Origin of the sequence: Desulfobacter sp. (genome assembly GCA_028768545.1) — a bacterium.
In the GTDB taxonomy this organism is placed as follows: Bacteria; Desulfobacterota; Desulfobacteria; order Desulfobacterales; family Desulfobacteraceae; genus Desulfobacter.
On the sequence record CP054838.1, the window covers coordinates 180,532 to 204,367 of the forward strand.

The 23,836-nt window shown below is 47.8% G+C and carries 18 protein-coding genes and 3 pseudogenes; 6 read left to right on the forward strand and 15 right to left on the reverse strand.

The window, feature by feature from the left end; all coding sequences use genetic code 11:
* Positions 1 to 68: 68 nt before the first annotated feature.
* Positions 69 to 926: pseudogene (locus HUN05_00890) on the reverse strand (IS4 family transposase).
* 139 nt (positions 927 to 1,065) lie between these two features.
* Between HUN05_00890 and HUN05_00895 the strand changes: the two are divergent.
* Positions 1,066 to 2,516, forward strand: a protein-coding gene (locus tag HUN05_00895) for an IS3 family transposase (GenBank protein WDP87862.1) whose coding sequence is annotated in 2 segments (ribosomal slippage) — positions 1,066 to 1,453 and positions 1,453 to 2,516 — 1,452 coding nt in all. Because the reading frame shifts where the segments join, the coding sequence is not laid out codon by codon here.
* Positions 2,517 to 2,555: 39 nt separating this feature from the next.
* Here the strand turns inward: HUN05_00895 and HUN05_00900 are convergent.
* The 5 genes and pseudogenes from HUN05_00900 to HUN05_00920 all read right to left on the reverse strand — a co-directional run bounded on the left by HUN05_00900 (position 2,556) and on the right by HUN05_00920 (position 6,570).
* Positions 2,556 to 2,870, reverse strand: a pseudogene (locus HUN05_00900) (IS4 family transposase).
* 97 nt (positions 2,871 to 2,967) lie between these two features.
* Entirely contained in the window at positions 2,968 to 3,483 is a 516-nt protein-coding gene (locus HUN05_00905; protein ID WDP83902.1) for an ISAs1 family transposase, read from the reverse strand.
* 265 nt (positions 3,484 to 3,748) lie between these two features.
* Entirely contained in the window at positions 3,749 to 5,461 is a 1,713-nt protein-coding gene (recN, locus tag HUN05_00910) for a DNA repair protein RecN (GenBank protein WDP83903.1), read from the reverse strand.
* On the reverse strand, positions 5,421 to 6,422 hold the full coding sequence (locus tag HUN05_00915; GenBank protein WDP87863.1) for an iron transporter: 1,002 nt from the start codon (positions 6,420 to 6,422) through the stop codon (positions 5,421 to 5,423). Before HUN05_00915 ends, recN begins: the two co-directional genes overlap by 41 nt.
* Entirely contained in the window at positions 6,391 to 6,570 is a 180-nt protein-coding gene (locus HUN05_00920) for a conjugal transfer protein TraB (GenBank protein ID WDP83904.1), read from the reverse strand. The genes HUN05_00915 and HUN05_00920 overlap by 32 nt, the downstream gene beginning before the upstream one ends.
* Positions 6,571 to 6,695: 125 nt before the next feature.
* Between HUN05_00920 and HUN05_00925 the strand changes: the two genes are divergently transcribed.
* Together HUN05_00925 and HUN05_00930 are read left to right on the forward strand one after the other, a co-directional pair.
* A complete protein-coding gene (locus HUN05_00925) occupies positions 6,696 to 7,877 on the forward strand; it encodes a TraB/GumN family protein (GenBank protein WDP83905.1) in 1,182 nt (393 codons plus the stop codon).
* Between the two features lie 199 nt (positions 7,878 to 8,076).
* Positions 8,077 to 9,296 (forward strand): annotated as a pseudogene (locus HUN05_00930) (EAL domain-containing protein).
* Positions 9,297 to 9,357: 61 nt separating this feature from the next.
* Here HUN05_00930 and purN read toward each other — a convergent pair.
* Together purN and HUN05_00940 are read right to left on the reverse strand one after the other, a co-directional pair.
* A complete protein-coding gene (gene purN, locus HUN05_00935) occupies positions 9,358 to 10,074 on the reverse strand; it encodes a phosphoribosylglycinamide formyltransferase (protein ID WDP83906.1) in 717 nt (238 codons plus the stop codon).
* Positions 10,075 to 10,091: 17 nt separating this feature from the next.
* The gene (locus HUN05_00940; protein ID WDP83907.1) at positions 10,092 to 10,310 is read right to left on the reverse strand and encodes a hypothetical protein; all 219 of its coding nucleotides are present in this window, start codon (positions 10,308 to 10,310) and stop codon (positions 10,092 to 10,094) included.
* An 84-nt stretch (positions 10,311 to 10,394) separates the two neighbouring features.
* Between HUN05_00940 and polA the strand changes: the two genes are divergently transcribed.
* Both polA and HUN05_00950 read left to right on the forward strand, forming a co-directional pair.
* Positions 10,395 to 13,079: a DNA polymerase I gene (gene polA / locus HUN05_00945; protein WDP83908.1), complete on the forward strand. Its 2,685-nt coding sequence runs from the start codon at positions 10,395 to 10,397 to the stop codon at positions 13,077 to 13,079.
* A 17-nt stretch (positions 13,080 to 13,096) separates the two neighbouring features.
* Positions 13,097 to 13,927 (forward strand): NAD(+)/NADH kinase, encoded by an 831-nt coding sequence (locus HUN05_00950; protein WDP83909.1) that lies wholly within the window; start codon positions 13,097 to 13,099, stop codon positions 13,925 to 13,927.
* 40 nt (positions 13,928 to 13,967) lie between these two features.
* Here HUN05_00950 and HUN05_00955 read toward each other — a convergent pair whose 3' ends face one another.
* From HUN05_00955 to HUN05_00975, 5 genes are all read right to left on the reverse strand, one after another.
* Positions 13,968 to 15,485, reverse strand: coding sequence for a hypothetical protein (locus HUN05_00955; protein ID WDP83910.1), 1,518 nt, complete (start codon positions 15,483 to 15,485; stop codon positions 13,968 to 13,970).
* A 275-nt stretch (positions 15,486 to 15,760) separates the two neighbouring features.
* Positions 15,761 to 16,285, reverse strand: a complete 525-nt coding sequence (leuD, locus tag HUN05_00960) for a 3-isopropylmalate dehydratase small subunit (GenBank protein WDP83911.1) — start codon at positions 16,283 to 16,285, stop codon at positions 15,761 to 15,763.
* Positions 16,282 to 17,580, reverse strand: coding sequence for a 3-isopropylmalate dehydratase large subunit (locus HUN05_00965; protein WDP83912.1), 1,299 nt, complete (start codon positions 17,578 to 17,580; stop codon positions 16,282 to 16,284). The genes leuD and HUN05_00965 overlap by 4 nt, the downstream gene beginning before the upstream one ends.
* A gap of 28 nt (positions 17,581 to 17,608) precedes the next feature.
* Positions 17,609 to 18,193, reverse strand: coding sequence for a helix-turn-helix domain-containing protein (locus tag HUN05_00970; GenBank protein WDP83913.1), 585 nt, complete (start codon positions 18,191 to 18,193; stop codon positions 17,609 to 17,611).
* Positions 18,194 to 18,350: 157 nt separating this feature from the next.
* Entirely contained in the window at positions 18,351 to 19,061 is a 711-nt protein-coding gene (locus HUN05_00975) for an IS6 family transposase (protein WDP83914.1), read from the reverse strand.
* Between the two features lie 385 nt (positions 19,062 to 19,446).
* Between HUN05_00975 and HUN05_00980 the strand changes: the two genes are divergently transcribed.
* Positions 19,447 to 22,059 carry a PAS domain S-box protein gene (locus tag HUN05_00980; GenBank protein WDP83915.1) on the forward strand — a complete coding sequence of 871 codons (2,613 nt, stop codon included), beginning with the start codon at positions 19,447 to 19,449 and terminating at the stop codon, positions 22,057 to 22,059.
* Here the strand turns inward: HUN05_00980 and HUN05_00985 are convergent.
* Both HUN05_00985 and HUN05_00990 read right to left on the reverse strand, forming a co-directional pair.
* The gene (locus HUN05_00985; protein WDP83916.1) at positions 22,056 to 22,781 is read right to left on the reverse strand and encodes an acyltransferase; all 726 of its coding nucleotides are present in this window, start codon (positions 22,779 to 22,781) and stop codon (positions 22,056 to 22,058) included. The genes HUN05_00980 and HUN05_00985 overlap by 4 nt on opposite strands.
* The gene (locus HUN05_00990; protein WDP83917.1) at positions 22,774 to 23,826 is read right to left on the reverse strand and encodes a phenyltransferase domain-containing protein; all 1,053 of its coding nucleotides are present in this window, start codon (positions 23,824 to 23,826) and stop codon (positions 22,774 to 22,776) included. The genes HUN05_00985 and HUN05_00990 overlap by 8 nt, the downstream gene beginning before the upstream one ends.
* Positions 23,827 to 23,836 lie beyond the last annotated feature (10 nt).

A 23,836-nucleotide genomic window follows, 5' to 3' on the forward strand; every position in this document is an offset into this window, starting at 1 on the left:
TTAAGTGCCCATGGCATCAATGGTTATAATGCAGCCCGAGATATCTAAAAGTTTTCAGTGATGTCCGGTTAGGTTTTTGCTTGCTCAATAATTTTTTGATCTTTGACAATATTGTCCCTGTTTGAACTATGAGAGCCCTGCTCCTCGCAGCCAAAAAGGTCATTTAGAATGGCGGTTCGCAGCTGCCGAACTCTTTTGATCGTGACCTTTTCATTAAACTGTTTTTGGCAATGGATTGCCAGTAACAGGTAAGTGATAAGGCCGCCAAGAATCTGAACCATAAGGCCGTATTCACTGCGGGCAATGAGATGATATACCTTCAGATGTTCTTTCCACCATTTGAAAAAATCCTCAATGGTCCACCGGAGTTTATAAATTGTTGCTATTTGTTCCGCTGTTAAATCATGCCTGTCAGTTGCCACATAGTATTTGACGCCAGCAATTTTATAGCCAACAACCCGAACAGGCCTTTTCGTCTGGTTTTGATTCGGAGTACCAAGTTTAACCAGTGCATCATAAAAAATGTAGCTGTCGGAAGGGGTCTCGTGGTTATCAATAATTGTTCTTGTTGTCCTGGTTTTTATACGGCAGACAAAATGTTTGCCTTGCTCCTGAAGCAGGTCAAATTCTTTATGGGATTGATATCCACGATCCATAACACCTGTTTGCCCCTTGGAAAGTATTTTGGGAACAAAAGTGCGTTCAGCGCCGTTGCCTTCAGTCAAAAAGATTTTGTTTGGGATTCCGTGATTAATGTCAAATCCGCAATGTACTTTGGCTTTTTTACTTCCTTTTCTGTAGTTCGCCCAGTGCATTGAAAGGACTGCATTTATGAGACTACCGTCAATGGAAACCAACTCTCCTAACTCGGCGTGTTCACCCGGATGACACTCAAGAGCCTGTTTATAAAGATCCTCAAAGATAAATCCCTCTGTGACAATATAAGTGAGACACTTACCCCTTGATAAATTAGTGTAGGGCGGGTAAGGCAATACTTATATGAAACCGATAAAAATGAACCCACTACCAGAGTCCGAAAAACAGGCAGTCCCCAAGGAGGCACCAATGGAAGGAGCCCATAGGGCGACTGGAATTGGTGCCTCCTTGGGGGGACAGGATTCAATCCCTGATCCTGAAGTTCCTGAGAAAAAGCCCCGGCGTAATTTCACTGCTTCTTATAAACTGCGTATTCTCCAAGAGGTTGAAAACTGCAATGAATCCGGAGGAATAGGTAGGATACTTCGAAGAGAGGGCCTCTATTCTTCAAATTTAGCCGATTGGCGCAAAGCCCGGAATAAAGGACTTCTCAACGCCATGGCACCTCGAAAGCGAGGGAGGAAATCCAAAGAGAAGAACCCATTGGCAACAGAGGTCGCCAGACTTCAAAAAGAAAAATCTAAATTAGAGCATAAGTTAAAACAGGCGGAACTCATCATTGAAGCCCAAAAAAAAATTTCTCAGATCCTGGGAATCCAACAAAATCTGGACGACCTCAAAGGAGACGACTGATGAATGCCGCCCTAACGTTAAGTCACGATCTTGGGAAAAAGCCTTCATGTGAGGCTTTCGGTGTCCCTCGCTCATCTTTTTATAGGTTTTATTCTCCGAAAAAACAGGTGAAATCAAAGCGGGGCAGCTCTCCTCTTTCTTTGAATCCTGATGAACAACAAACGGTTTTGGATATTCTTCACTCGGACACGTATCGAGACCAGGCCCCATACCAGGTCTATGCCTCTCTTCTTGATAAAGGAAAATACTATTGCTCCATCAGAACGATGTATCGGCTTCTTCACAAAGAACATGGTTCTGTGCCGGAACGAAGACGGCAGGTAAATCGCCCGAAATATAAAAAACCTGAATTGCTGGCAACCGGACCGAATCAGGTCTGGTCCTGGGATATTACCAAGTTGAAAAGCGTCACAAAATGGACTTATTTCTATCTGTATGTAATCATGGATATTTTCAGCAGGTATGTTGTCGGCTGGATGGTCGCCCATAGGGAACAAACAGCATTGGCCAAAAGGCTTATTGAGAAGTCCTGTGAAAACCAAAATATATTACCCGGTCAGCTTGGACTTCATGCAGATCGGGGAGCCAGTATGAAATCCAAAGGGGTTGCCCAGCTTCTTGTCGATTTAGGGGTAACCAAAACCCACAGCAGACCGCACGTCAGCAATGATAACCCTTACTCTGAAGCTCAATTTAAAACATTGAAATATTGTCCAAAATTTCCAAATCATTTTGGTTCGATTGAGGATGCAAGAACCTTTTGCCAGGATTTCTTTGGATACTACAATAAAGAGCATTACCATTCTGGTATTGGCCTGGTAACCCCGGAACAGTTTCATTATGGCATTGCTAAAGAGATTTATGGGTCTCGCTGTAGAACTTTGAAAGAGGTGTTTATTAAAAACCCAATACGCTTTAAGGGGAAAATCCCTCGGCCACCAGCTTTACCAGAAGCAGCCTGGATCAACAAACCGGAACAGGAAGAGAAGGATAAGATTGGAGCCTAATTTTAGGCATAAAGTGTCTCATTGTCATTGACACATTCCGAATTGCAGTTGTTCGAGTCCCCTGTGATTGATGGCTTCACAGAAACTACTACGGCTGATACCACCGTCTGGCGCAATATTTTCTTTAGCAAAAACATTCTCCTTGAGATCCTGAATTAAATGTCGGGCAGACTTGTGCTCCTGAAGATGGAAATAAACCAAAGCATTTATCTGGTCTTCGAATGTCATTTTTAAAGGGCGGTCTCCTCGAGATTGTAATTCCGGTGCTTTTGAAAGTGACTTTATCAGAGGGCACCTGAAATTGTCAAAGTTCAGGGACCGTAGTTGTTTTTTAGGGACTGAGATGTGCGTCATTTGAGCTCCTTGAGTTAAATTTTCAAGGCGCACAAAAATTTTTACGCACATTTGTCAACACAAAACCGACTGTTTTTTCAATGATTTTAGATGCTTTTTATATGCAACAACCTAACCGGACACTACTGAAAAGTTTTAAAAGATTTGGAATGGCCGTAATTTCATTTGATTTTTCTTCGGTTTTTAATTGCCCTAAAACCATTTTATTAGACGAAGCCCACGCACTGATCATATGAATGGCTTTCTTATCATTGGAGGTATCGTGTGAACGCCTTAGAGTTTTGCCGTCGATTGCAATGACTTGACCTTTGGTCATCTTTGCAACCGACTGAACCCAGTGCATAAAACTGCTCTGAAATTCATTCGGGTTCATCCTTTCAAAAATTCTGCCAAAGGTGTCATGGGAGGGTATCCCATGGGGAAGGCTTAGAAATTTTGACAACCACCTTTTTCTCTTTTTGCCAAAGTTTTCAATTTGCTCATAAGTGTCTGCGCCAGCAACTACCGCACAAATTGCGATGATGACGACATCAATTAAATTATGAAGCTTATTGTGGTGTCTGGGGTCCTGAATATTGTCAAAAAAAGTTTCAAGAGATTTTTTTTCGTTCATTGGCAACTCCTTGTGTTTATTGCCATATATATCGTATCTGTGCAGCGATGTCTAGGAAAATTTTGTTCGATGCTCATATACTATAGCAAGCCAAGAGAGCCAGGCTGGGATAGGGTGAAGGGGGTGGAGTGGCGTAAATGAGCGGCCCGCCAGGACGGCATAGGTCCGATCATTTCCGCTTCTTAAGCGGTCAGGACGACCGCTTAAGATTTAACGGAATCCCCCTCACCTATTCCTGCCGGGTAAGGACGAATCTTAATAAAAGTTACATGCGATGACCCTGTGTGGAAAGCAACTCTCTGGCATGGGCACGGGTGGCACGGGTAATATCCTTACCGCCGATCATCCGGGCGATTTCCTCCACCCGCTCATCCCGGGAGGTTAAGGGAACAATTGAGGTTGCGGTTCTGTCATTGACCACCTGTTTAAAAATCCTAAACTGGTGGGCGCCATATCTGGCGATCTGGGCCAGATGAGTAATGCAGATCACCTGGTGGACATCTCCTAATTCTCTGAGCTTAAGCCCTACTTTTTCAGATGTGGCACCGCCGATCCCGGCATCTACCTCGTCAAAAACCAGGGTTTCAAAGGACTGGCCCTGGGACAGCACGGCTTTTAGGGCAAGAACAATCCGGGAAAGCTCTCCGCCGGAGGCAACTTTGGCCAAGGGCTTGGGTGCTTCACCGGGATTGGGGCTGATCAAAAACCCCACACGGTCCATGCCTGTGGAAAATATTTTCTCCCTGGCCTCCGTGGCAATATCTTCAGGACTTTCCGAAGGGACAACGGAAAACGCCACTTCAAATTTGGCCCGACCCATTTCCAGTCCGGCCAGCTCCTTCTGGGCCAGATCGGCCAGGACAATTCCCTCTTTTTGACGCCGCATGGACAAGGCCTTTGATTTTTGACGGATCTGCCCTTCCAACCGGGCTTGTTCTTTTTTCAGGCCTGCTATTTTTTTCCCCAGGCCCAAATTTTCCTCAAGCTCCCCTGCCATGGTCTTGTAATTGTCAAACAGGGCCTCAAGACTTCCCCCGTATTTTCGCTTGAGCCTTGAAATCTCGTCCAGCCTCAAATCCACTTGTTCCAGGGATTCAGGATCCAGATCAATGGTATCTGCATAGCCTCTGAGATCTGAAATAATATCCTGCAGGTCAAAAGAGACCGTGTCCAGCCGGTCGGAAATCTCTTTTAACCGGGTGTCACTCGTTCCGAAACGTGCAAACCGTTCAGACAAAGAAGAGATCCGTTCCAGCAAGGCCCCGTCCCGGTCATATATGTCATGGATGGCCCCGTTTACGGTTTCAAAAATCTGGGCGGAATTTTTAAGCTGCTCTCTTTTTATTGCCAGGTCCTCATCTTCACCCGGCCTGATATCGGCCCCTTCAACCTCGTCCACCTGAAATTTGAGCAAATCCAGCTCTTTTTGTGCAGCCGCCTGCCTTAGCTCCAGGGCAAGAATCTCTTTTTTCAAGGGCAGCAATTTGTGATAAAGCTCAGAAACCGCCTTGCGCAAATCCAGGGTACGGGCAAACTCATCCAGAATATCCAGATGGTTTTCCTGGCGCAACAGCCCCTGGTGGGCATGCTGGCTTGAAATGGATGCCAGATTAAAGGTGACCTGTTTTAAAAAATCCAGGGTGGACTGGCAGGAGTTGATATAGACCCGGCTTTTGCCGGAACTGGATATGACCCGGCGAATGATCAGACCGTCCCGGGGATCCATGCCCTGGCCTTCCATCACTTGAGCGGCATGGGAGGTTTTTTCAATCTCGAAAAAAGCTTCCAGCTCGGCATTATCTTCACCGGTACGAACCAGATCTGCCGATGCCCTGGAGCCCAGCAGGAGATTCACCGCCTCAATAATGATAGATTTACCCGCCCCTGTTTCCCCTGTCAGTACGGAAAGACCAGCAGCAAATTCAATGCGGATATCTTCAATGATCGCAAAGTTTTTTATGGCCAACGCGCTTAGCATAGAGCCTCCTTGCAAAAGAAAATCCAGAATACAGCCAGACCACAGCCATGGCAGCCGCAAGCCGTGGAATCCACAGCCAGAATACAGAAATGCCCAGGGGCAGAAAAAGTGCGGGATCCTCAATCATGGCATGGTTCACGCCTATGGAGAGATGGAGCCGGGTCAATGCCTCTTTATCATACTTGTTGGTCCCGGTTTCTTCCACAATCACGGCCGACCCGTATGCCAGACCAAATACCGATGCAGTCAGCCAGAGCATGGCGCAGGAGCGGTCAAGCCCCATAAAAGCGGTAACAGGAGAAAAGATCTTTGTGACCGCTTCTATCACCTGAAAAGTCTTGGCCAGTTCAAGCATAACCATCAAGGGCATGATAATGCACAAAATCTGCAGGGAGAGTGCGCAAGTCCCAAGGGTCCAGTCTTTGAGCATGGGCCCCAAGGGGCCACCCCCCTGCTGCCCGGCCTCGAGTGCCGCAGCAGAGGCGAGCCCCGGACTGACATCCATAAGTTTTCCGCAGACAAAGGTGACCACAAACGCCATCACCAGCCTGAACGCGGCCGCCTTAAAGGGATTGATCCCGGAATTGCCCTGGACAATGCTTTCCTGGATAAGATTATGTGAAATCAGGGTAAATATGGCGATCAAAGTCATGTGATCCATGGAAAAGGACATCACAGAAAGTGCGGCCACAGTCCCGTAAATCCCTGTGAACATTCCGATGATGAGCACCACGGCAGCTGCGGCAGGCAGATGGATCAAACTCATCATGGGTTCAAGAAGAAAATCCAGATAAAATAAAAGCTTGAAATGGACCAAAAGGGCGGTAAAAAAAGAGATGGGCACCAGAATTTTCAGCAGCCATAAAAGGCCTGTCCATCCTTTTTTAAGTCCTTGTTCAATACTGGTCCGAACCCGGTTTAAAACGGATTCAGGATTTTGGTGTGTCATGGGAAGGGGGATCTAAATTCTTTTTAACGGTTTCGTTGATTGTTGCATGGATATCCTTAAACGACTCATGCATATTTGAGGGCGAGAGTCTGCCCATCTCAATAAACTTGACAATGATCTCCTTGGTCGCCCGCAGTATCTGTTCATCAATGGATTTCATAAAAAAGATAAATATCAGAACAAAGGGGCAAGGTCAAGATTTTCACCTTTTTTGTATTGCCATGATAAATATTATGCTTATAATACACATCCTTGAGTTAATCCTTATGAAAGGCAGTCAACAGCATGGAAGCGGACAAAAAAAAAGAGAATGATATTCATTGCTTATCCTGGGAGGACAAGGAAATCATCCTTATTGGAACCGCCCATGTATCCCGGCGCAGCGCCGAACTTGTGACCCAGACCATTGAGGATGAAACGCCGGATACGGTATGCGTTGAACTGTGCAACACCCGGCTGTCAGCCATCAAGGATGCAGACCGGTGGCGTAACATGGACATTGTAAAAATCATCAAAGATAAAAAAGCCCTGATGCTGTTCATGAATCTTTTGCTCTCCTCTTTTCAGAAAAAAATTGCAGATAAATTTGACATCAAACCGGGCCAGGAAATGCTCAATGCCATTATTGCCGCAGAAAAATCAGGGGCCAGGGTGGTGGCGGCAGACCGGGAAATACAGACGACATTGTCCCGGGTATGGCCGGGGATGGGCTTTTTTGAAAAACTCAAGCTGGTATTTTCCATGGTCTTTTCATTTGGCCAGTCCGACGCCATTGAAGAAGAAGACATTGAAAAAATGAAGCAGGAAGATATTCTCCAGTCTCTGCTTTCGGATGTTAAAGAGGCCCACCCGATTATTGAAAAAGCCCTGATTGACGAGCGGGATCAATTCCTGGCAGACCATATCAGAACCGCTCCGGGCAAAAAAATCATAGCGGTTGTGGGGGCGGCCCACGTTCCCGGAATCAAAACATATATTCAGGAAAAAACCGCCATAGATGTCAATGAACTCAACACAATCCCCAAACCAGGCCATGCCGGTAAAATTCTCAAATGGCTGATTCCCGGACTGATCTTCCTGCTCTTTGCCGCAGGATTCATGATGGAAGGAAAAACAGCCGGTGCTGATATGATCTGGATCTGGATCCTGGCCAATGGCATTTTTGCGGGCATGGGTGCCCTGGTGGCCCTGGCACATCCATATACCATTATCTCCTCCATTATAGCCGCCCCATTAACCTCTTTAAACCCCATGATCGCTGCAGGCTGGGTCTCCGGACTGGTGGAAGCCTTTTCCAGAAAACCCAAGGTCCGCGATTTGGAAGCCATTCCAGAAGATATCACCTCTGTTCGGGGGTTCTGGCGAAACAATGTCACCCGGATCCTTCTCGTGGTCATTTTTACCAATATAGGATCTTCCATCGGCACCATGACCGCAGTTCCGTTGATGCTCAAGCTTTTGTCCTGAAAATGACGGGTTCCCCTTTTTTCATTTAGTCATAAGGGCCTGGCTCATATTATAAAAAACCGGATTTTCCGGCAATTCCGGGTCTCGGCCATATGGTGGGCAGAGCCGGGTTCTTCTTGATTTCCCTTTTCAATGGCATTATACTGTCACCATCGTTCATGTTTGACAAATCACTTAAAAAAACGGAGCTTGGTCGTCCATGGAAATCTTTGTTGCCCGTCAACCGGTTTTAACCGCCCAAAAAAAAAATTTTCGGGTATGAATTATTGTTCAGACTGGGTCTGAAAAACACCTTTCCCGACATTGACGGCGACACGGCGACCTCAGGAGTGCTGTCCAACACCTTTTTCTCCTTTGGGCTCAAAGATATCCTTGGCGGCAAACCCGGACTCATCAATTTCACCCAGGATCTTCTGATAAAACAGACCCCCTTGCTTTTTCCAAAAGAGCATATCATTATTGAAGTATTAGAAGATATTGAGCCGGAACCTGCGGTGATTGAAGCGCTCAAGAAATTCAAGCGCCAGGGATTCCGCATTGCCTTAGATGATTTTGTATACGACAAAAAATTTGATGGGATGATAAGATCTTTGCGACATAATAAGATTTGATCTCATTGAAACCCCTTTGGACACCTTACAGCCTTTGTTCTCTTCTGTTCTCAAGGACAGGCCCATCACCCTGCTGGCCGAAAAGGTGGAGACCCATGAAGAGTTTGAACAGGCCAAGGAGATGGGTTTTGGCCTCTTCCAGGGATATTTTTTCTCCAAACCTGAAATTTTGTCCCAAAAAGACATTTCCGCAAGCCAGACCACCAACCTTAAGCTGCTCAGCGAAACCAGCCGGCAAGACCCTGATTTTAAGTTCATCGAAGATTTGATTAAAAAATCTATCTCAGTCTCTTTTAAACTGCTTAAATTCATCAATTCAGCCTATTTTAATCGCCCTTCGCCCATTGATGCCATCAAGGATGCCATCACTTTTTTAGGAATCGATGAACTGAAAAAATTTATCAATGTGGTGGTGGTCTCTGATTTAAACCCGGACAAACCCAACGAACTGGTCCGTTCATCCATCATCAGGGCCGGAATGTGCGAGCAGTGTGGCAGTCTCATTAAAACAGGATTTACCACCGAAGAATTGTTCACCATAGGCCTTTTCTCATCCATGGATGCCATCATGGACATGCCCATGCCAAAGATCCTCGCCAGCATCACTCTTTCAGACAGGCTCAAAGATGCCCTGCTGGGTAAAGACCCCCAATTCCAGCAGCTTCTTGATCTGATCATCAGTTTTGAGCATGGGGTATGGAACCACCATCGGTTCCAGGGTGAAAAAGACGGGAAACTGATCCGCTGCCTGCCCGGTTTCTACATGGCTTCAGTTAAAATGGCAGATTCCTTTTTGAATATCGGATAACCCCGAAAGGCCCGAATCTTTTTTAGCCGCTTGAATTGGCAATGTATTCAAAAATTAAACGCTATCGGTTCTGGGCGAATTTTTGAATACAGGCAGGATAAAGTTCCCACTCCTTTTCCAGCCCTTTTTTCTTCACCTCATACAGGGTGTCATTCTCATTGATTTCAAATGCCTTTTGCCCGATAATCGGGCCTGTATCCTCACCATAATCAATGAAATGGACTGTACACCCCCCCACCTTGCACCCGTAGGCAAAGGTATCCCCATATCCGTCCGTGCCGGGAAATGAGGGCAGAAGTGCCGGATGAATATTCATGATTCGATGTTTGCCCGGAAGGGTGTTTATCCGATCGATAAAATAGGGGGTGAGCACCCGCATAAACCCTGCAAGCACCAGCAGTTCAATATCATAGGCCAAAATATGGTCCAAAAGCTTTTTTTCTGCAATGGCCCGGGTTTTGAAAAAAAAGACAGCCTTGTCTTTTTCTTTTTTCACATCAAAGAGTTTTTGCTTGCCCAAAATTTCTTCCAAATTAAAATCAGAAGGAAGGATCTCGTCCAAATTATTCTTCCAGCCCCATGAAATGATTTGGCCATAATCCACGACAAAGGTCTCAATCCCGGCCTTGTGAGCTCGATCCAACCCCTTTACCCCGGGGACATCAGAACCTGTAAACAAAATTTTTGCATCTATACGATTGGCATGGCAGGCATCAATAATCGCCTGAAGATTAGTGCCCCCGCCAGATATCAAGGTTCCAACCTTAAGTTTGTCCATGGTCCTCTCCCCTTTGATTATTGATTTCCATACCCGTTCTGGGCGCCGCAGTCCGGACATTCCCAGGTAATTCCGTTGCAGGTCATTCCCCACTGGTTTTCATACATGCAGGTCTGGCACATGGAAAACCCGCACCGGCACTGCCAGCAGAACATGGCCTCCTGTCCGCAGCAATGACAGCGATGGCTTCTCTTGAGCCGTCTTTTTTCTTTCCTGGTACTGGCTTTTTCAGGCATAATATACTTCTCCTTTCCTTAAAAAGATAGTATATATGCCCATAATTTAAGAATATTTCAATACGCAAATCAAGGAATCTCACCATGGCGGAAGAAAAAACCATTTTCCTCATTGACGGCAGCGCCTTTCTTTACCGGGCGTTTCATGCCATCCGCAGCCTTTCCACATCCAAGGGACATCCCACCAATGCCACATTTGGATTCACCCGGATCCTGCTAAAACTGCTCAAGGAAAAGCAGCCCCGGTATGCAATGATGTGTTTTGATGTCAAAGGCCCGACCTTCCGCCATGAGCTTTATAAGGAGTACAAGGCCCACCGTCCGCCCATGCCTGAGGATCTTACCCTGCAGATACCGGATATCAAAGAGGTGACAGCCGCCCTGAACATCCCCATTGTGCAGAAACCCGGATTTGAGGCCGATGACCTTTTGGGCACCTATGCCCGCCTGGCCCAGGAACAGGGGTTCAAAGTCGTCATGGTCACAGGGGACAAGGACTTTATCCAGCTTGTCACCGACGACTGCATTCTCTGGGACCCCATGAAGGACAAAATCACAGACCGTAACGCCGTCAAAGAGGAAATGGGCATAGAACCTGAACAATTTATAGATGTGCTCGGACTTGCCGGAGATACCTCGGACAACATCCCCGGGGTCAAAGGGGTGGGGCCTAAAACCGCCCTCAACCTGGTAAAGGAATTTGAATCAATCCACGGGGTCTACCAAAACCTGGAAAGTTTAAAAAAGAAAAAAAAGCTCCATGAGAACTTATCAAATTCAGAAGACATTGTTCTTTTAAGCCGGGACCTTGCCACCATTGATCAGCAGGTGGCGGTCAAGGATAAAATTGAAGACTTTAAGCTCTCACCCTTTGACACCCACAAAGCGTTTGAACTGTTCCAGGCTTTTGAGTTCAAAAACCTGGCCACAGAATTTGCAGACAAGGCAGACAAGTCCAAAAAAGTCTACAAATTGATCACCGAAATGAACGAACTTGAAAAACTGGCCAAGGTTCTTGAGAATAAAGGCCTTTTTGCCATTGACACGGAAACCACCTCCAAAAACGCCATGGAAGCGGACCTTGTGGGAATTTCATTTTCCTACAAGGAGGACACAGGCTTTTATATTCCCGTCAGCCACCGCCATACCCATGATATTGAGCAACCCTCCAAGCAGGACATCCTGAAAATTTTCAAACCCCTTCTGGAAGATCCTGAAATCCACAAGGTGGGTCAGAATATCAAATATGACTATATTGTCCTGGCAAGATACGGAATCAACCTTGAGGGGATCGTATTTGACACCATGATCGCCTCCCATTTGATCAACCCGGGGACAAGGGGGCACAGCCTTGACCGCATTGCCATGAACCTGTTCGGGTACAAAATGCTCTCCTATGAAGAGGTGGCCGGCAAAGGCAAAACCCAGATCTTATTTGACCAGGTCCCCCTTGACATGGCGGCCGACTATGCTGCCGAAGATGCCGATCTCACCTTCATGGCCCATGGGGAACTTAAAAAACAGATTCAGGCCAAAGGGCTTTCTTCTTTGATGGATACCCTGGAAGTGCCCCTGGTCTCTGTCCTGGCACGGATGGAAATGGCAGGAATCGGAGTGGATACCGGTGAACTGTCAAAAATGTCAAAAGAGTTTGAAGCGGAAATGGACGGCCTTGAAAAAGAAATCTATGATCTGGCAGGAGAAAAGTTCAATATCAACTCCTCCCAGCAGCTGGGGGTGATCCTGTTTGAAAAACTCGGGCTTAAAACAGTAAAAAAAACCAAGAAAAAAACCGGGTACTCCACAGATGTCCATGTGTTAACCGCCCTGGCCCAGGATCATGATCTGCCCAAAAAACTGCTCAGATACAGGACCCTTGGCAAGCTCAAATCCACCTATGTGGACAGTCTGGCCCAATTGGTTCACCCGGAAACCAAAAGAATCCATACCTCTTTTAACCAGACCATCACGGTAACGGGCCGTCTCTCTTCTTCCAAGCCCAACCTTCAGAATATCCCCATCCGCAAACCAGAGGGAAAAAAGATCAGACAGGCCTTTATCCCGGCCCAAGACTGCACCCTGGTTTCGGCGGATTATTCCCAAATTGAACTGCGGGTGCTGGCCCATTGCGCCGATGATCCCATTTTAATCGAATCGTTCAACAATGACGAGGATATCCATACACGGACGGCTCTGGAAGTCTTCCAGGTATTGCCCGGCCTTGTAACTGACGAGCTGCGCAGCCAGGCCAAGGCCATTAACTTCGGCATTGTATACGGAATGAGCGCATTCAGGCTCTCCAATGAACTGGGCATCTCACGGAAGATGGCTGCCACCTATATTGATCATTATTTCAAACGGTACTCAGGGGTAAAGGCGTTCATCGACCAGACCGTCAAACAAACCAAAGAGACCTGCGAGGTCGAAACCTTGTTCGGCCGGAAACGGCGGCTGGACGATATCAGGTCCTCCAATGCCAACCTGAGAAACTTTGCCCAGCGGGCAGCGGTCAATACCCCCATTCAGGGCAGTGCCGCAGACCTGATCAAACTGGCCATGATCCAGATGGAAGCGGCATTAATCAAAGAAGAAATGAAATCCAAAATGCTCTTGTCCGTTCATGATGAGATCATCTTTGAGGTACCAATCAAAGAAGAAGAAAGGCTCGTTGCCCTGGCCAAAACAATCATGGAAAATGTGACCCCCTTAAAAGTGCCCTTAAAGGTCAACTTCGGGTCCGGGAAAAACTGGGCCCGTGCTGACCATTAATTACAAAGGATGAAATTGTGACCCAACAGCGTATCGGGCTTGTCATAAAAAATGAAGACCATGCCCAAAAAATAGCCCGAAACCTTATTCAGGAGCGTGGAGATCAATGTTTGGTCATTGATACCCATGCCCGGAAAAAAGCAGAGGTACCCAAGGATCTGACCTGTATCGTGGTTCTGGGCGGAGACGGTACATTCTTAAGTGTGGCCCGGTATATCGGAAACTCGGGTATCCCCCTTATGGGCGTAAAATTCGGAGAGGTGGGGTTTCTGGCCGAAACCACGGAAGACCTTCTTTACGAAGCCATTGAATCGGTGTTCAAGGGCGAGTATATTATCAGGGAACGCAGGCGTCTTTCCATCAAGGTGGTCAGAAACAACCAATTGATCATTGAAGAGGATGTGCTCAATGATGCCGTGATCAACAAGGCTGCCCTGTCCAGGCTGGCCTCCTGCGCCGTCTTCCTGGATGATACCTATTTGACCACCTACAGGGCCGACGGCCTTATCATGGCCACCCCCACAGGATCCACAGCTTATTCCCTTGCCGCCGGAGGCCCTGTGGTCCATCCGGCCGTACCCTCTATCATCCTTACCCCCATCTGCCCGTTTACCCTGACCAACAGGCCTCTTTTAATTCCTGATCACACCCGGGTCGAAATCAGGCTGGAAGGCAGCCCCGAAGATATGATCCTCACCCTGGACGGCCAGGAAGGATTTGAAATGGATCCCGGGGACAAAATTTTTGTCAGAAAAAGCCCGAACAATATCCAAATGCTTTCCTTTGAAGACCACTCTTATTTTAAGGTGTTGAAAACAAGGCTTCACTGGAGCGGGGGACGCAGCTGAAAACCTGACCCCAATCTGCCGCCCTTGGGATGGCCGTCTTTTATTTATTTTCATCCCTGGCCACAAGGCAAATCATCTCCCCGGCCAGGCGGCTTAGGGTTTCAGCGTCCTGATCCACGGCAGCAGCCCCGGTTTCAACTGCACGGGCCTGGTCTTTGAGTCCTGCAATATCTTTTGCCACTCGGGCAAGGCCCTGGTCGTTTTCCCCGGTCATCTGGTTAACTCGGGCAAAACCCTGGGAGGCCTCCTGGATATTTCTCGAGACTTCATTGGTGGCTGCAGACTGTTCCTCAACCGCCTTGGCAATGCCCTCCACCCGTGTATTGGCCTCCTGAACAATGGATGCGATGGCGTCCATTTCCCCGGCCGTATTCTGGGTAGCCTCCTGGATTTCCTTGACTTGACGGCTAATTTCACCGGCAGATCCCGAGGTTTGAACGGCCAGGTCCTTTATTTCAGAGGCCACCACGGCAAAGCCTCTTCCGGCGTCACCTGCCCTGGCCGCCTCAATGGTGGCATTTAATGCCAAAAGGTTAATCTGTTCTGAAATATCCCCAATGGCTTCGGTGATCTGGTTGATGGCTGTGACAGACTGGCCAAGGTTAGACATCAGAGACATGACCTCAGCACTCTGGGACACGGCCCGGGCCGTAATCTGGCGGGTGGTATCCGTGGTCTGGGAAATATCGGCAATGGTGGCGGTCATCTCTTCGCTGGCCGAGGCAATATTGGAAAAATTATCCGTGGTCCGGGCCATTAAACCGGCCATTGAATGTAAATTGCCTGTTACCTGCTCGGCCACTTCAACCACACAGGAAAGCTGATCAGACATCTCATTGGCATTTTTTGCCATCTCTCCTGAGGACCGGCCTAAATTTTTGGAGGTTTGATTCAACTGGGCCGCATTTGCATTCACCCCTTTAAATACCCGTTCCATGATCCGGGTATGGCTGGAAATCTGTTCATTTGAGGCCATGGATTCCCAGTACCAAATATAGTTATCCTTGGCCATACGGATGAACATGAACATGGAAAAGGAGCAGAGAATGCCCATGCCGATCCCCAAAGAGCTGCCGTTATAAAATCCCCACAAGGTCACCGGCAAAAGCATGGCAAGGGTAAAATTTCTGGATAATCCCTGGTGGGGCCCCAAAGAAGAGGTGGCACCAGCAGCCAGGCCGCAATTAATGACCAGCGTAAATAAAAAGGGCCATTCCAGGGCATAAAACAGGGCCATGATCAGGCCGCCCCCCCCCCCCCAGAGAATACCGGATAAAAAATTCATCCCCATAAACACGGCAGTCCATCGGCCAGGGGCTCGATCATAGAGATGGGGTATTTTTTTGGCAAGGACCATTCTTAAAAAGGAAATCAAAAAAATAACAATACCAAACCCGGACAGAATCATGGGATGATCCATTTTCATGGGAGTGATAAAAGCAACAAAGACAAAAAGAGCGAAATGGGCCACCACCGAAGTGGATGACCGTTTTGACAGGTCTAAAAGCTGTTCTTTTTGAAAGCGTGAAATCAACGCTGCGTCCACTATTTTCCCCATTCAAGCCTCCCCTTTATGCAAAAACCTAAAGATATTTAAAAAAATAACGTTCACTAATTTTCATGAATAGATAGGACAAGTCAAGAAAAATTTGCACAAAAAAAATGGGCTGGCCGGACAACTCACCCGGGCAGCCCACAAGATATGAGGCGATCAAACAACGCCTGTTGAGGTCCTCACCTTAAATTTATGCTTGGGTTCAAAAACGCCAAAAAATGCAGTTCCACCAAGTTCAAATTGTCAGTTTCTGACCTTCAGGTTATGAAGTTTTCAGGCTAATAGTTCTGGTCTGCGTATTCCACCCAGCCCCCGGTCTGAACCAGGGCTTTGTCAAATTCGGAAAGATGAAACCCAAGGGTCAGTTCCCTGTCTTTGGCCTCTGCCCTGATGGCCCCCTTGTTTATGTCTACAGACAATTTTGAACCGGCATCCTTGGACAGGTCAAACAGGGCCTGAATATCTGATGGGGTCAATTCAATGGCCAACATCCCGCAGTTGAACATATTCTGTCTGAAAATCCGGGCAAAACTTGGGGCAATCACCACATTAATGCCGTTTTCCTCCAATGCCCAGGGGGCATGTTCCCTTGAAGATCCGCATCCGAAATTTTCCCGGGTCACAATGACGGAGATTCCCTTTAAATCCGTTTCAGGATTAAACCCTTCCAGCTTTAAATCTTCAAGCAGATGAGGCTTCATGGCCTTTTTATCAATTTCAGTCAAATATTTGGCCGGAATGATTTCATCGGTATTGATATCGGCCCGGTCCAGACACAAGATCTTACCCTCAAATGTTTTCATATGGCCTCCTGACCGCTGAACAGAACAGAGTTTACAATTTCTCCCTGGATGGCGGTTGCCGCTGCCGTGGCAGGGCTCATCAAATGGACCATACCCCCCTTGCCCATGCGGCCGTTAAAATTCCTATTGGTGGTGGCAGCCGCCACCTCTCCGTCGGCAAGCACCCCGTTGCTCATGCCCAGACAGGCCCCGCAGGTGGGATTGGTGACGCAGAATCCCGCATCCATAAAGACCTTGATCAGTCCTTCATCCAGGGCGGCTGAAAAAATATCAGGGGTGGCAGGAGAAACAATCCCCCTGACCGAAGAAGAGATCTTCTTTCCCCGCAACACCTCAGCCGCCACCCTCAGGTCCTCTAACCGGCCATTGGTGCACGAACCGATATAAACCTGGTCCACAGGGGTATTTTCCATATCAGATACCGGTTTGACATTGTCCGGTTTATATCCGAATGTGGTCAAGGGTTCAAGAGAACTCACATCAATGGTTTTGGTTTTGGCGTAAACCGCATCCTCATCGGAACAAAAGGCTGAATAGGCTTTCAGGGCATGTTCAGGGCTCTCATACTCATCCTTTATAAATGGCCAAAGATATTGGACCGTGGTCATGTCCGGCTGGCAGATCCCTGATGTTGCACCGGCCTCAACCGCCATATTGGACAAGGTCATTCGCTGGTCCATATTCATACGGTCCACCACAGGCCCTGAAAATTCAATCACCATGTTTGTGGCCCCGTTCACAGAGACCTGGCGGATGACTTCCAGGATAATATCCTTGGCATAAACCCCGGGACAAAGACGGCCTGTAATCTCAATGCGAAAGGTTTCAGGCTGTTTAAAGGTACACACCCCCTTTAAAATCCCCACTTCCAGGTCCGTGGTGCCGACCCCTGCGGCAAAAGCCCCAAAGGCGCCGTGGGTACAGGTATGAGAATCCCCCATGATAATGGTAAACCCGGGCCTTGCAAATCCTTTTTCAGGGAAAATGGCATGGCAGACCCCGTTGTTGCCGATATCAAAAAAATCCTTTATGCCATGGCGGCCGGCCCAGTCTCTTAAAATTTTCCCCTGCATGGCGGTCTTAGAATCCTTGGCCGGGGTCACATGGTCAATCACCGCTTTGATCTTGTCCGGATCAAAGACCCGGTCCTTTCCCCGGGCCACCAGATCCTGAATGGCTGTGGGGGTTGTAATTTCATGGCAGAACACCCGGTCCAGCCGCAATACGCTGACATCTCCAAAGGGTGCATCTACCCGGTGGGTGTCAAAAATTTTTTGAGCAATGGTTCTTCCCATAGAATCCTCCCATGGATGCATATAAGGGTTAGGCGGTTTTCTCGCCAAAATAATTTTCTCCATCTGCAGGCGTGACAATCCAATAGGCCTGGAAGATATCCTCTCCAACATTTTTGATCACATGGGGAATCTGTGAAAAAAACGATAGGGTATCACCCGCCCCGATCTCATACTCTTCTCCCCCGTAAATCAAACGGGCCTGGCCGGCAATAACAATGCCCAGCTCCCTGCCCAGGTGGCCGTCATCCGCATCTCCCCTTTTCTGGCCCGGGGCAAGCTCCAGAAAAAAGGCATTAAAGGAATGGCTCCCTTTGGCCTGGCTCTCTCCGCACAGGGTTTCATATTTAAACCCTTTGCGCTGATGAATCTTTCTTTCGTCCTTTTTAATAATCTCCACCCGGGTCATGGTTTCATAATCTTTAAAAAATTTATTGGGGGGAACCCCGTAAACCTCGAGCAGTTGAAGCAGGGTATCCAAGGATGGAGAAATCCTGTTCCGTTCAATCTGAGACAAAAGGCTCGAGCTGACCCCGGCCTTGGATGCAACCTCTTTGATGGTCAGGTTTGCTGAATTTCGAATGGCCCTTAACAAAGGCCCCAGTTTAGTTTTCATGGCACCGCCAATTTAGTATAATTAATTATTATTTAATAATACTAAATCCAATTTTCTTGTCAATATATTTTTCCCTGTGAAAACTCGTTGCCATATCTATTTTTGGTTCTGTTGCAAAAAATATTTCCAGGACAAAGAGATCGTTCAGGCGTAAAATTTACGCAGCATAAGAAAACAAATTTTCGACGAATTCTTTCTGCTTTAAAATTTCTCCCTTCCTGATATTTTTAACTTGTCCTTTTCTGATCATGTTCATAATTTCATAGCCTTTTAGCGTCCGCCAGGCAGAATGAAATGTCTTGAACCCCATACCAGCTCTGACAAGCTTTTTGATAAACCGGTGGTCTTGCTCAATAATATTGTTCAGATATTTATTCTGTCTTAGGATACAGTCCTTATTCAGAAGCTTTTTTTCTTTCAAAGCCTTTACTGCCGGAGGATATGCAGGATTTCCGTCAACACTCAGAACCCGAGGTCTGGAGCTATTGGAAGCTCGCAGCATCTTTTTAAAAAATCGTTTGGCAGATTCCATATTACGTCTGCTGCGAAGAAGAAAATCGATGGTATTTCCACGGGAATCGACCGCTCGGTAAAGATACTTCATTTTCCCCCGCACCTTGATATATGTTTCATCAATACGGTAAGAATCATTTGATTGCCGCAGATACTTCCTGCTTCGCTTTTCCATTTCAGGAGCATAGCGCTGAACCCATCGGTAAATGGTACTGTGATCCACAGACAAGCCCCGTTCTTGCATCATCTCTTCCAGATTCCTGTAACTCAGTTGATATCTCAGATACCAGCGAACATTCAACAGGATGATTTCTTTTTCATAATGACGCCACTTGAAAGGGTTTTCATTTTTCATACTATCTCTCTGCAAACAAATTAGTGCCAAAACGGACTTGTATCAGACATTAATAATGTTTTGCAACAGAACCATTCTTCCTTTATTTGTCAGGAACCCGGGGTTGGCCAGGTGTTTTGCTTTTTATACCTTTTTGTGTATACTGCCCTATATTTTGGTTATCACGGAGTAACGCCGGTTGCAGCGTTCTTCTGGCGTTCCCTTGTATATAAGAGGAAGATGGCTATGAAGCGTTCAGATGAAAAAAGCCTTGATCCGATAGGCTTAATATCCCCGATTCGGTTATATCTCACACGGACAAACCGCGCTCCTGATAATGAAAATTCATTTTTTACGACTCTTTTTCTTCCAAGCTACTCCTTCTGTCTAAAAAATAAGGGTTTCCATGAGCACCTATAAAAAAATTTTATTGACCACCCTTCCCCTGGTTTTCTTTTTTTTATTGGCCACAGCCGGCACGACCTTTCATTTTTCCAGGTCTGACCTTCTGGATCTTGGAGAAACCTGGCTGGATACCCGGCTGAGCATGGCTGTGGAGATCGCCCAGGATCAGGATGAAATTCTCCACAAGTACGGTCTTGAAAAAATCCCTGCCAGTATTACCAAGGCCAAGCAGGATGCCATTGCCCGGACAAGGCAGATCAGGGTGGGAGAACAGGGATATATTTTTGCTGTTGACCGCCAGGGCGCCATTGTATTTCACCCCAACAAATACCTTAAAGACATTGATGTCAGCCAGGAATCCTGGTTCGGCAAAATGACCGAAACAGGCGGCCGACTGGTTCTGGATCTTGGAGGAAAGCCTGTCCTTGGACGGTTTGCATTTTTCCCCCCCTGGAAATGGTATATCCTGGCCGTGGATCCCATGGAAGAGGTGTACGGGGTTTCCAACCGGATGAGGCCCTATCTTTACGCGCTGATTGCACTGGCCGCCGTCATTATTTCGCTGGCACTCATGCTGTTGACCCGGCGGCTGACCCGGCCCCTTGAACAACTGGTCCGGGGTGCGGAAGAGATCGGGAAAGGAAATCTCAACACCCAGATTCCCATCCATGCCAAGGATGAATTCGGCCACCTTGCCAGGGAATTCAACCAGATGACATCCAGGCTGAAGCAGACCCTGACCAGGCTTCAATACAGTGAAGAGCATTTCAGGGCCCTGATTGAAAATGCCAATGACATGATCTGGATCCTCGACAAAAACGGCCGGTTCATCTATGTCAGCCCGTCCACCCAGAGGATCATGGGATATGACCCCAAAACCCTTTTAAAGCAGCCCGCCGTTGACTATGCCCACCCCGATGACAGGGATGCCCTGCCCCAGAGGTATGAGACAGAGGGGCCAAACCAGGTCAAAGGCCAGACGATCATCTACAGGTTCAAACACAAGGACGGTCATTGGTGTACCCTGGAGTCCACGAGCAAAAATCTCATGGACCATCCGGCCATTTCCGGGATCGTGATCAATTCCAGAAACATCACCAAACGCAGACAGGCTGAAAAGGCCCTTAAACTCTCCCACCAAGAACTGGAACGGGCCAACCAGGCAAAAAACAATTTCCTGGCCAATGTCAGCCATGAAATCAGAACCCCCTTAAACTCGGTGATCGGATTCAGTGAACTCTTATCCTCAATGATCACAGAAAAGCAACAAAGTGATTACCTGGCCGCCATCACCACTGCCGGTAAAAATCTTTTGGCGCTGATCAACGACATTCTGGATCTTTCCAAAATGGAGGCGGGCAAGTTTAAAATTCACAATGAGCCGGTTTCCCTGAAACGGCTCTTTAGTGAAATTGAACATTTGTTCCGGGTTAAAACAGAAATAAAAGACCTGGCGTTTTCCACCCACCTCCCCCCTGAAATGCCCGGGTCCCTGATACTTGATGAAATGCGATTACGCCAGCTCATCACCAATCTAATCGGCAATGCAATAAAATTTACTGAAAAAGGCAGTATCAGCCTTAAAGCCTTTGCAAAACCGGCGGTGTCCGATCCCAAAAACCTTCTGGACCTGGACATCCTGATCCAGGACACAGGCATCGGCATTTCCAAGGAAAAACAAGCGTTTATCTTTGAATCTTTTCAGCAGGAATCTGCAGGCACCAGCCGGAGATTCGGCGGCACCGGCCTGGGCCTGGCCATTTGCAAACAACTCTCCTCGCTGATGGGGGGGCGTATTTCCGTGTCTAGCACCCCGGGCAGGGGCAGTTTATTCACCATCCATCTGCCGGGAATAAAAATAGGCCATGGCAGGCAGCCGGCCCAACCCAAACCCATTGGATTGCACCAGGATCTTAAAACAATTTATTTTTCCGGGGAAACCGTATTGGTGGCTGACGATCACCAGTCCATCCGGTTCATGGTCAGGCAAATCCTTGAAAGGGTCAACCTGAACGTCATTGAAGCTGAAAATGGCAGGCATGCCGTTGAAACAGCCCTGACCCAGATGCCCAAACTAATTTTAATGGACGCTAAAATGCCCATACTCAGCGGTATGGATGCCGCAGCACAATTAAAGGCAAATCCCGATACCCAGCACATTCCCATCTGTTTGATGACCGCATCTGTCCATCATTCATCTGAAAAAGAATTGTCTGCAAAAAAAATTGAGTGCTGCCTGGTCAAACCCCTTGGAGTCAAGGATATCGTACAGACCATGACCCGGTTTATCCCCGGCCCTGTTCAAAAACAGCCCCGCCCTTGGTCCGGGTTTAAAAAACTGGACATGGAAAAAATAGATTCCAGAATCACAAAAAAGCTGAACCAGGACATCCTCTCCCATTTACCCGAGATTCAGGATGCCATGAAAATATCAGACATCAAAATCTTTGCCGGAGAAATTAAGACGCTTGGATCAAAGACAGGTTGCAGGGAACTTGAAAATTTCGGAACGGATCTGGTTCACCAGACCCAGACCTTTGACATTGAAGAGATCCATATTCGCCTGGCGCATCTTGCCAAAATTTCCAGGGAAATACAAAAAACGCCCGGCTAGGGGGTTTCTTTTTTAGGGGCAAAAAAAGTTCTCAACCACCCAAAAAGTGTGTTGCCGTCCAAAAAGGCTTTTTCCGAGGCCTCAAGAATCCGGGTCATCTCCCGGGTATCTGAATACCGGTCCTTGCGGGTGATCATTTCCCGGTCCACATCCAGTTTCCGGACAATCTTGGCCGGATTTCCCGCGGCAATGACATTGGCCGGAATATCCGAAGTCACCACGGATCCGGCACCGATAATGGAATTTTCCCCGATGGTCACCCCCTTGCAGACAATGGCGGAATCCCCGATCCAGACATTATCCTCAAGAACAACACTGGTCTTTGTATCCGGCGGCAGGGACCGGTCATAAATCCCGTGCCAGTCCGAGTCGGTGACATAGGCATGGCTGGCCAGCATACAGGAATCGCCGATGGTGATGGAATTGGCCGCAGAAATCCTCACCCCCGGTGAAATCAGCACATGATTTCCAATACAAATCCCCTGGATATCCTTTTCTTCGGACCAGACCGTCAGCCGGGTTTTTTTATCAGAACAGCCCAAGAGGGTGACATGGCTGCCGATGGAGATAGGACCGCCGAAAAGCTCAATATACCAGGGCTTGATAATATAGGGATGGGGCCCCAAAGACCTCAGCTGGGGTTCAAGATACTGGCGGACATAAAAGGCCTGAAGTCTGTACCAGGCCTGTTTAATATAATAGGGTCTTTTATCCTTAATCACGATCCAGGTCCTTGTACCGGTACCCATTCCAGGCGTCATGGTCAAAGAGGCGTCCGGCCGGGGTCAGCCCGTAAAGGGCGTCTGCCGCCATGAGCACGACGGCATTGGTCCAGGAGATTTTATCTTCCGGCCAGATCACCATGTCCGGATAGGTATACCCGCACCAAAAGGTATGATCGTCAAAGACCCGGTTGTGAATCCATGAAAACAAAATACCGGCCTTTTGTTTGCGCCCCATACCGTGAAGCGCCAGCACCAGTTCCGCGGTTTCGGCAATGGTGACCCAGGGCTGATCAGAGACACAGCGGCACCCCTGGCCTTCAATCACATACTTGTTCCAGTACTTGTCAACGCGGGCCGCGGCCTTTGCCCCTCTCAGGGCCCCTGACAAAATAGGATAAAACCAGTACATGGAAAACCTGGATTTGGATACATTATAAGTATGAATATTTTCCTGGATGGATATTTCCAGACGAAGGAGCGCCTTTGCCCATTCATCTTTTTTCCTGCCCAGGATTTCGGCAATGGCCAGGCCGCATTTCAGGCTCATGAAAATAGACGAAGATCCGGCCAGCAGGGACATAGGATCCACCTTGCCTTCAGGACTTTTTGCCCAGTAGATTTCGCCGGATCCGGTCTGAAGGGTCAAGGCAAATTCAATCCCTTTTTCCATGGCAGGCCAGAACCGGGAAAGTTCTGATTTGTCCCGATAAATCAAATATTGGTGGAAAAGGCCCACAGCCATGTAACAGGCCATATGGGTCTCGCATGTCCGGTCTTCGGGCACCCCGTTTACATATGAAGAATACCAGGACCCGTCATGATTCTGGGTCTTCACCAGCCAGTCCAGACCTGCCAGGGCCTGGGCGTGGCACCCCCCGATGTTCAGTCCCATAACCGACTCCACCAGATCCCAGGGATCGGTTTTTCCGTTGATATGCCAGGGGATGTCACCGTTATCCTGCTGAAGAAAGGCAATGCCCTGTGTAACTGAGTCTATGTTCAGAGGAAATTCAGGGTGTATGTTTGCGGGTATACGAGGCATTGGCATCTTT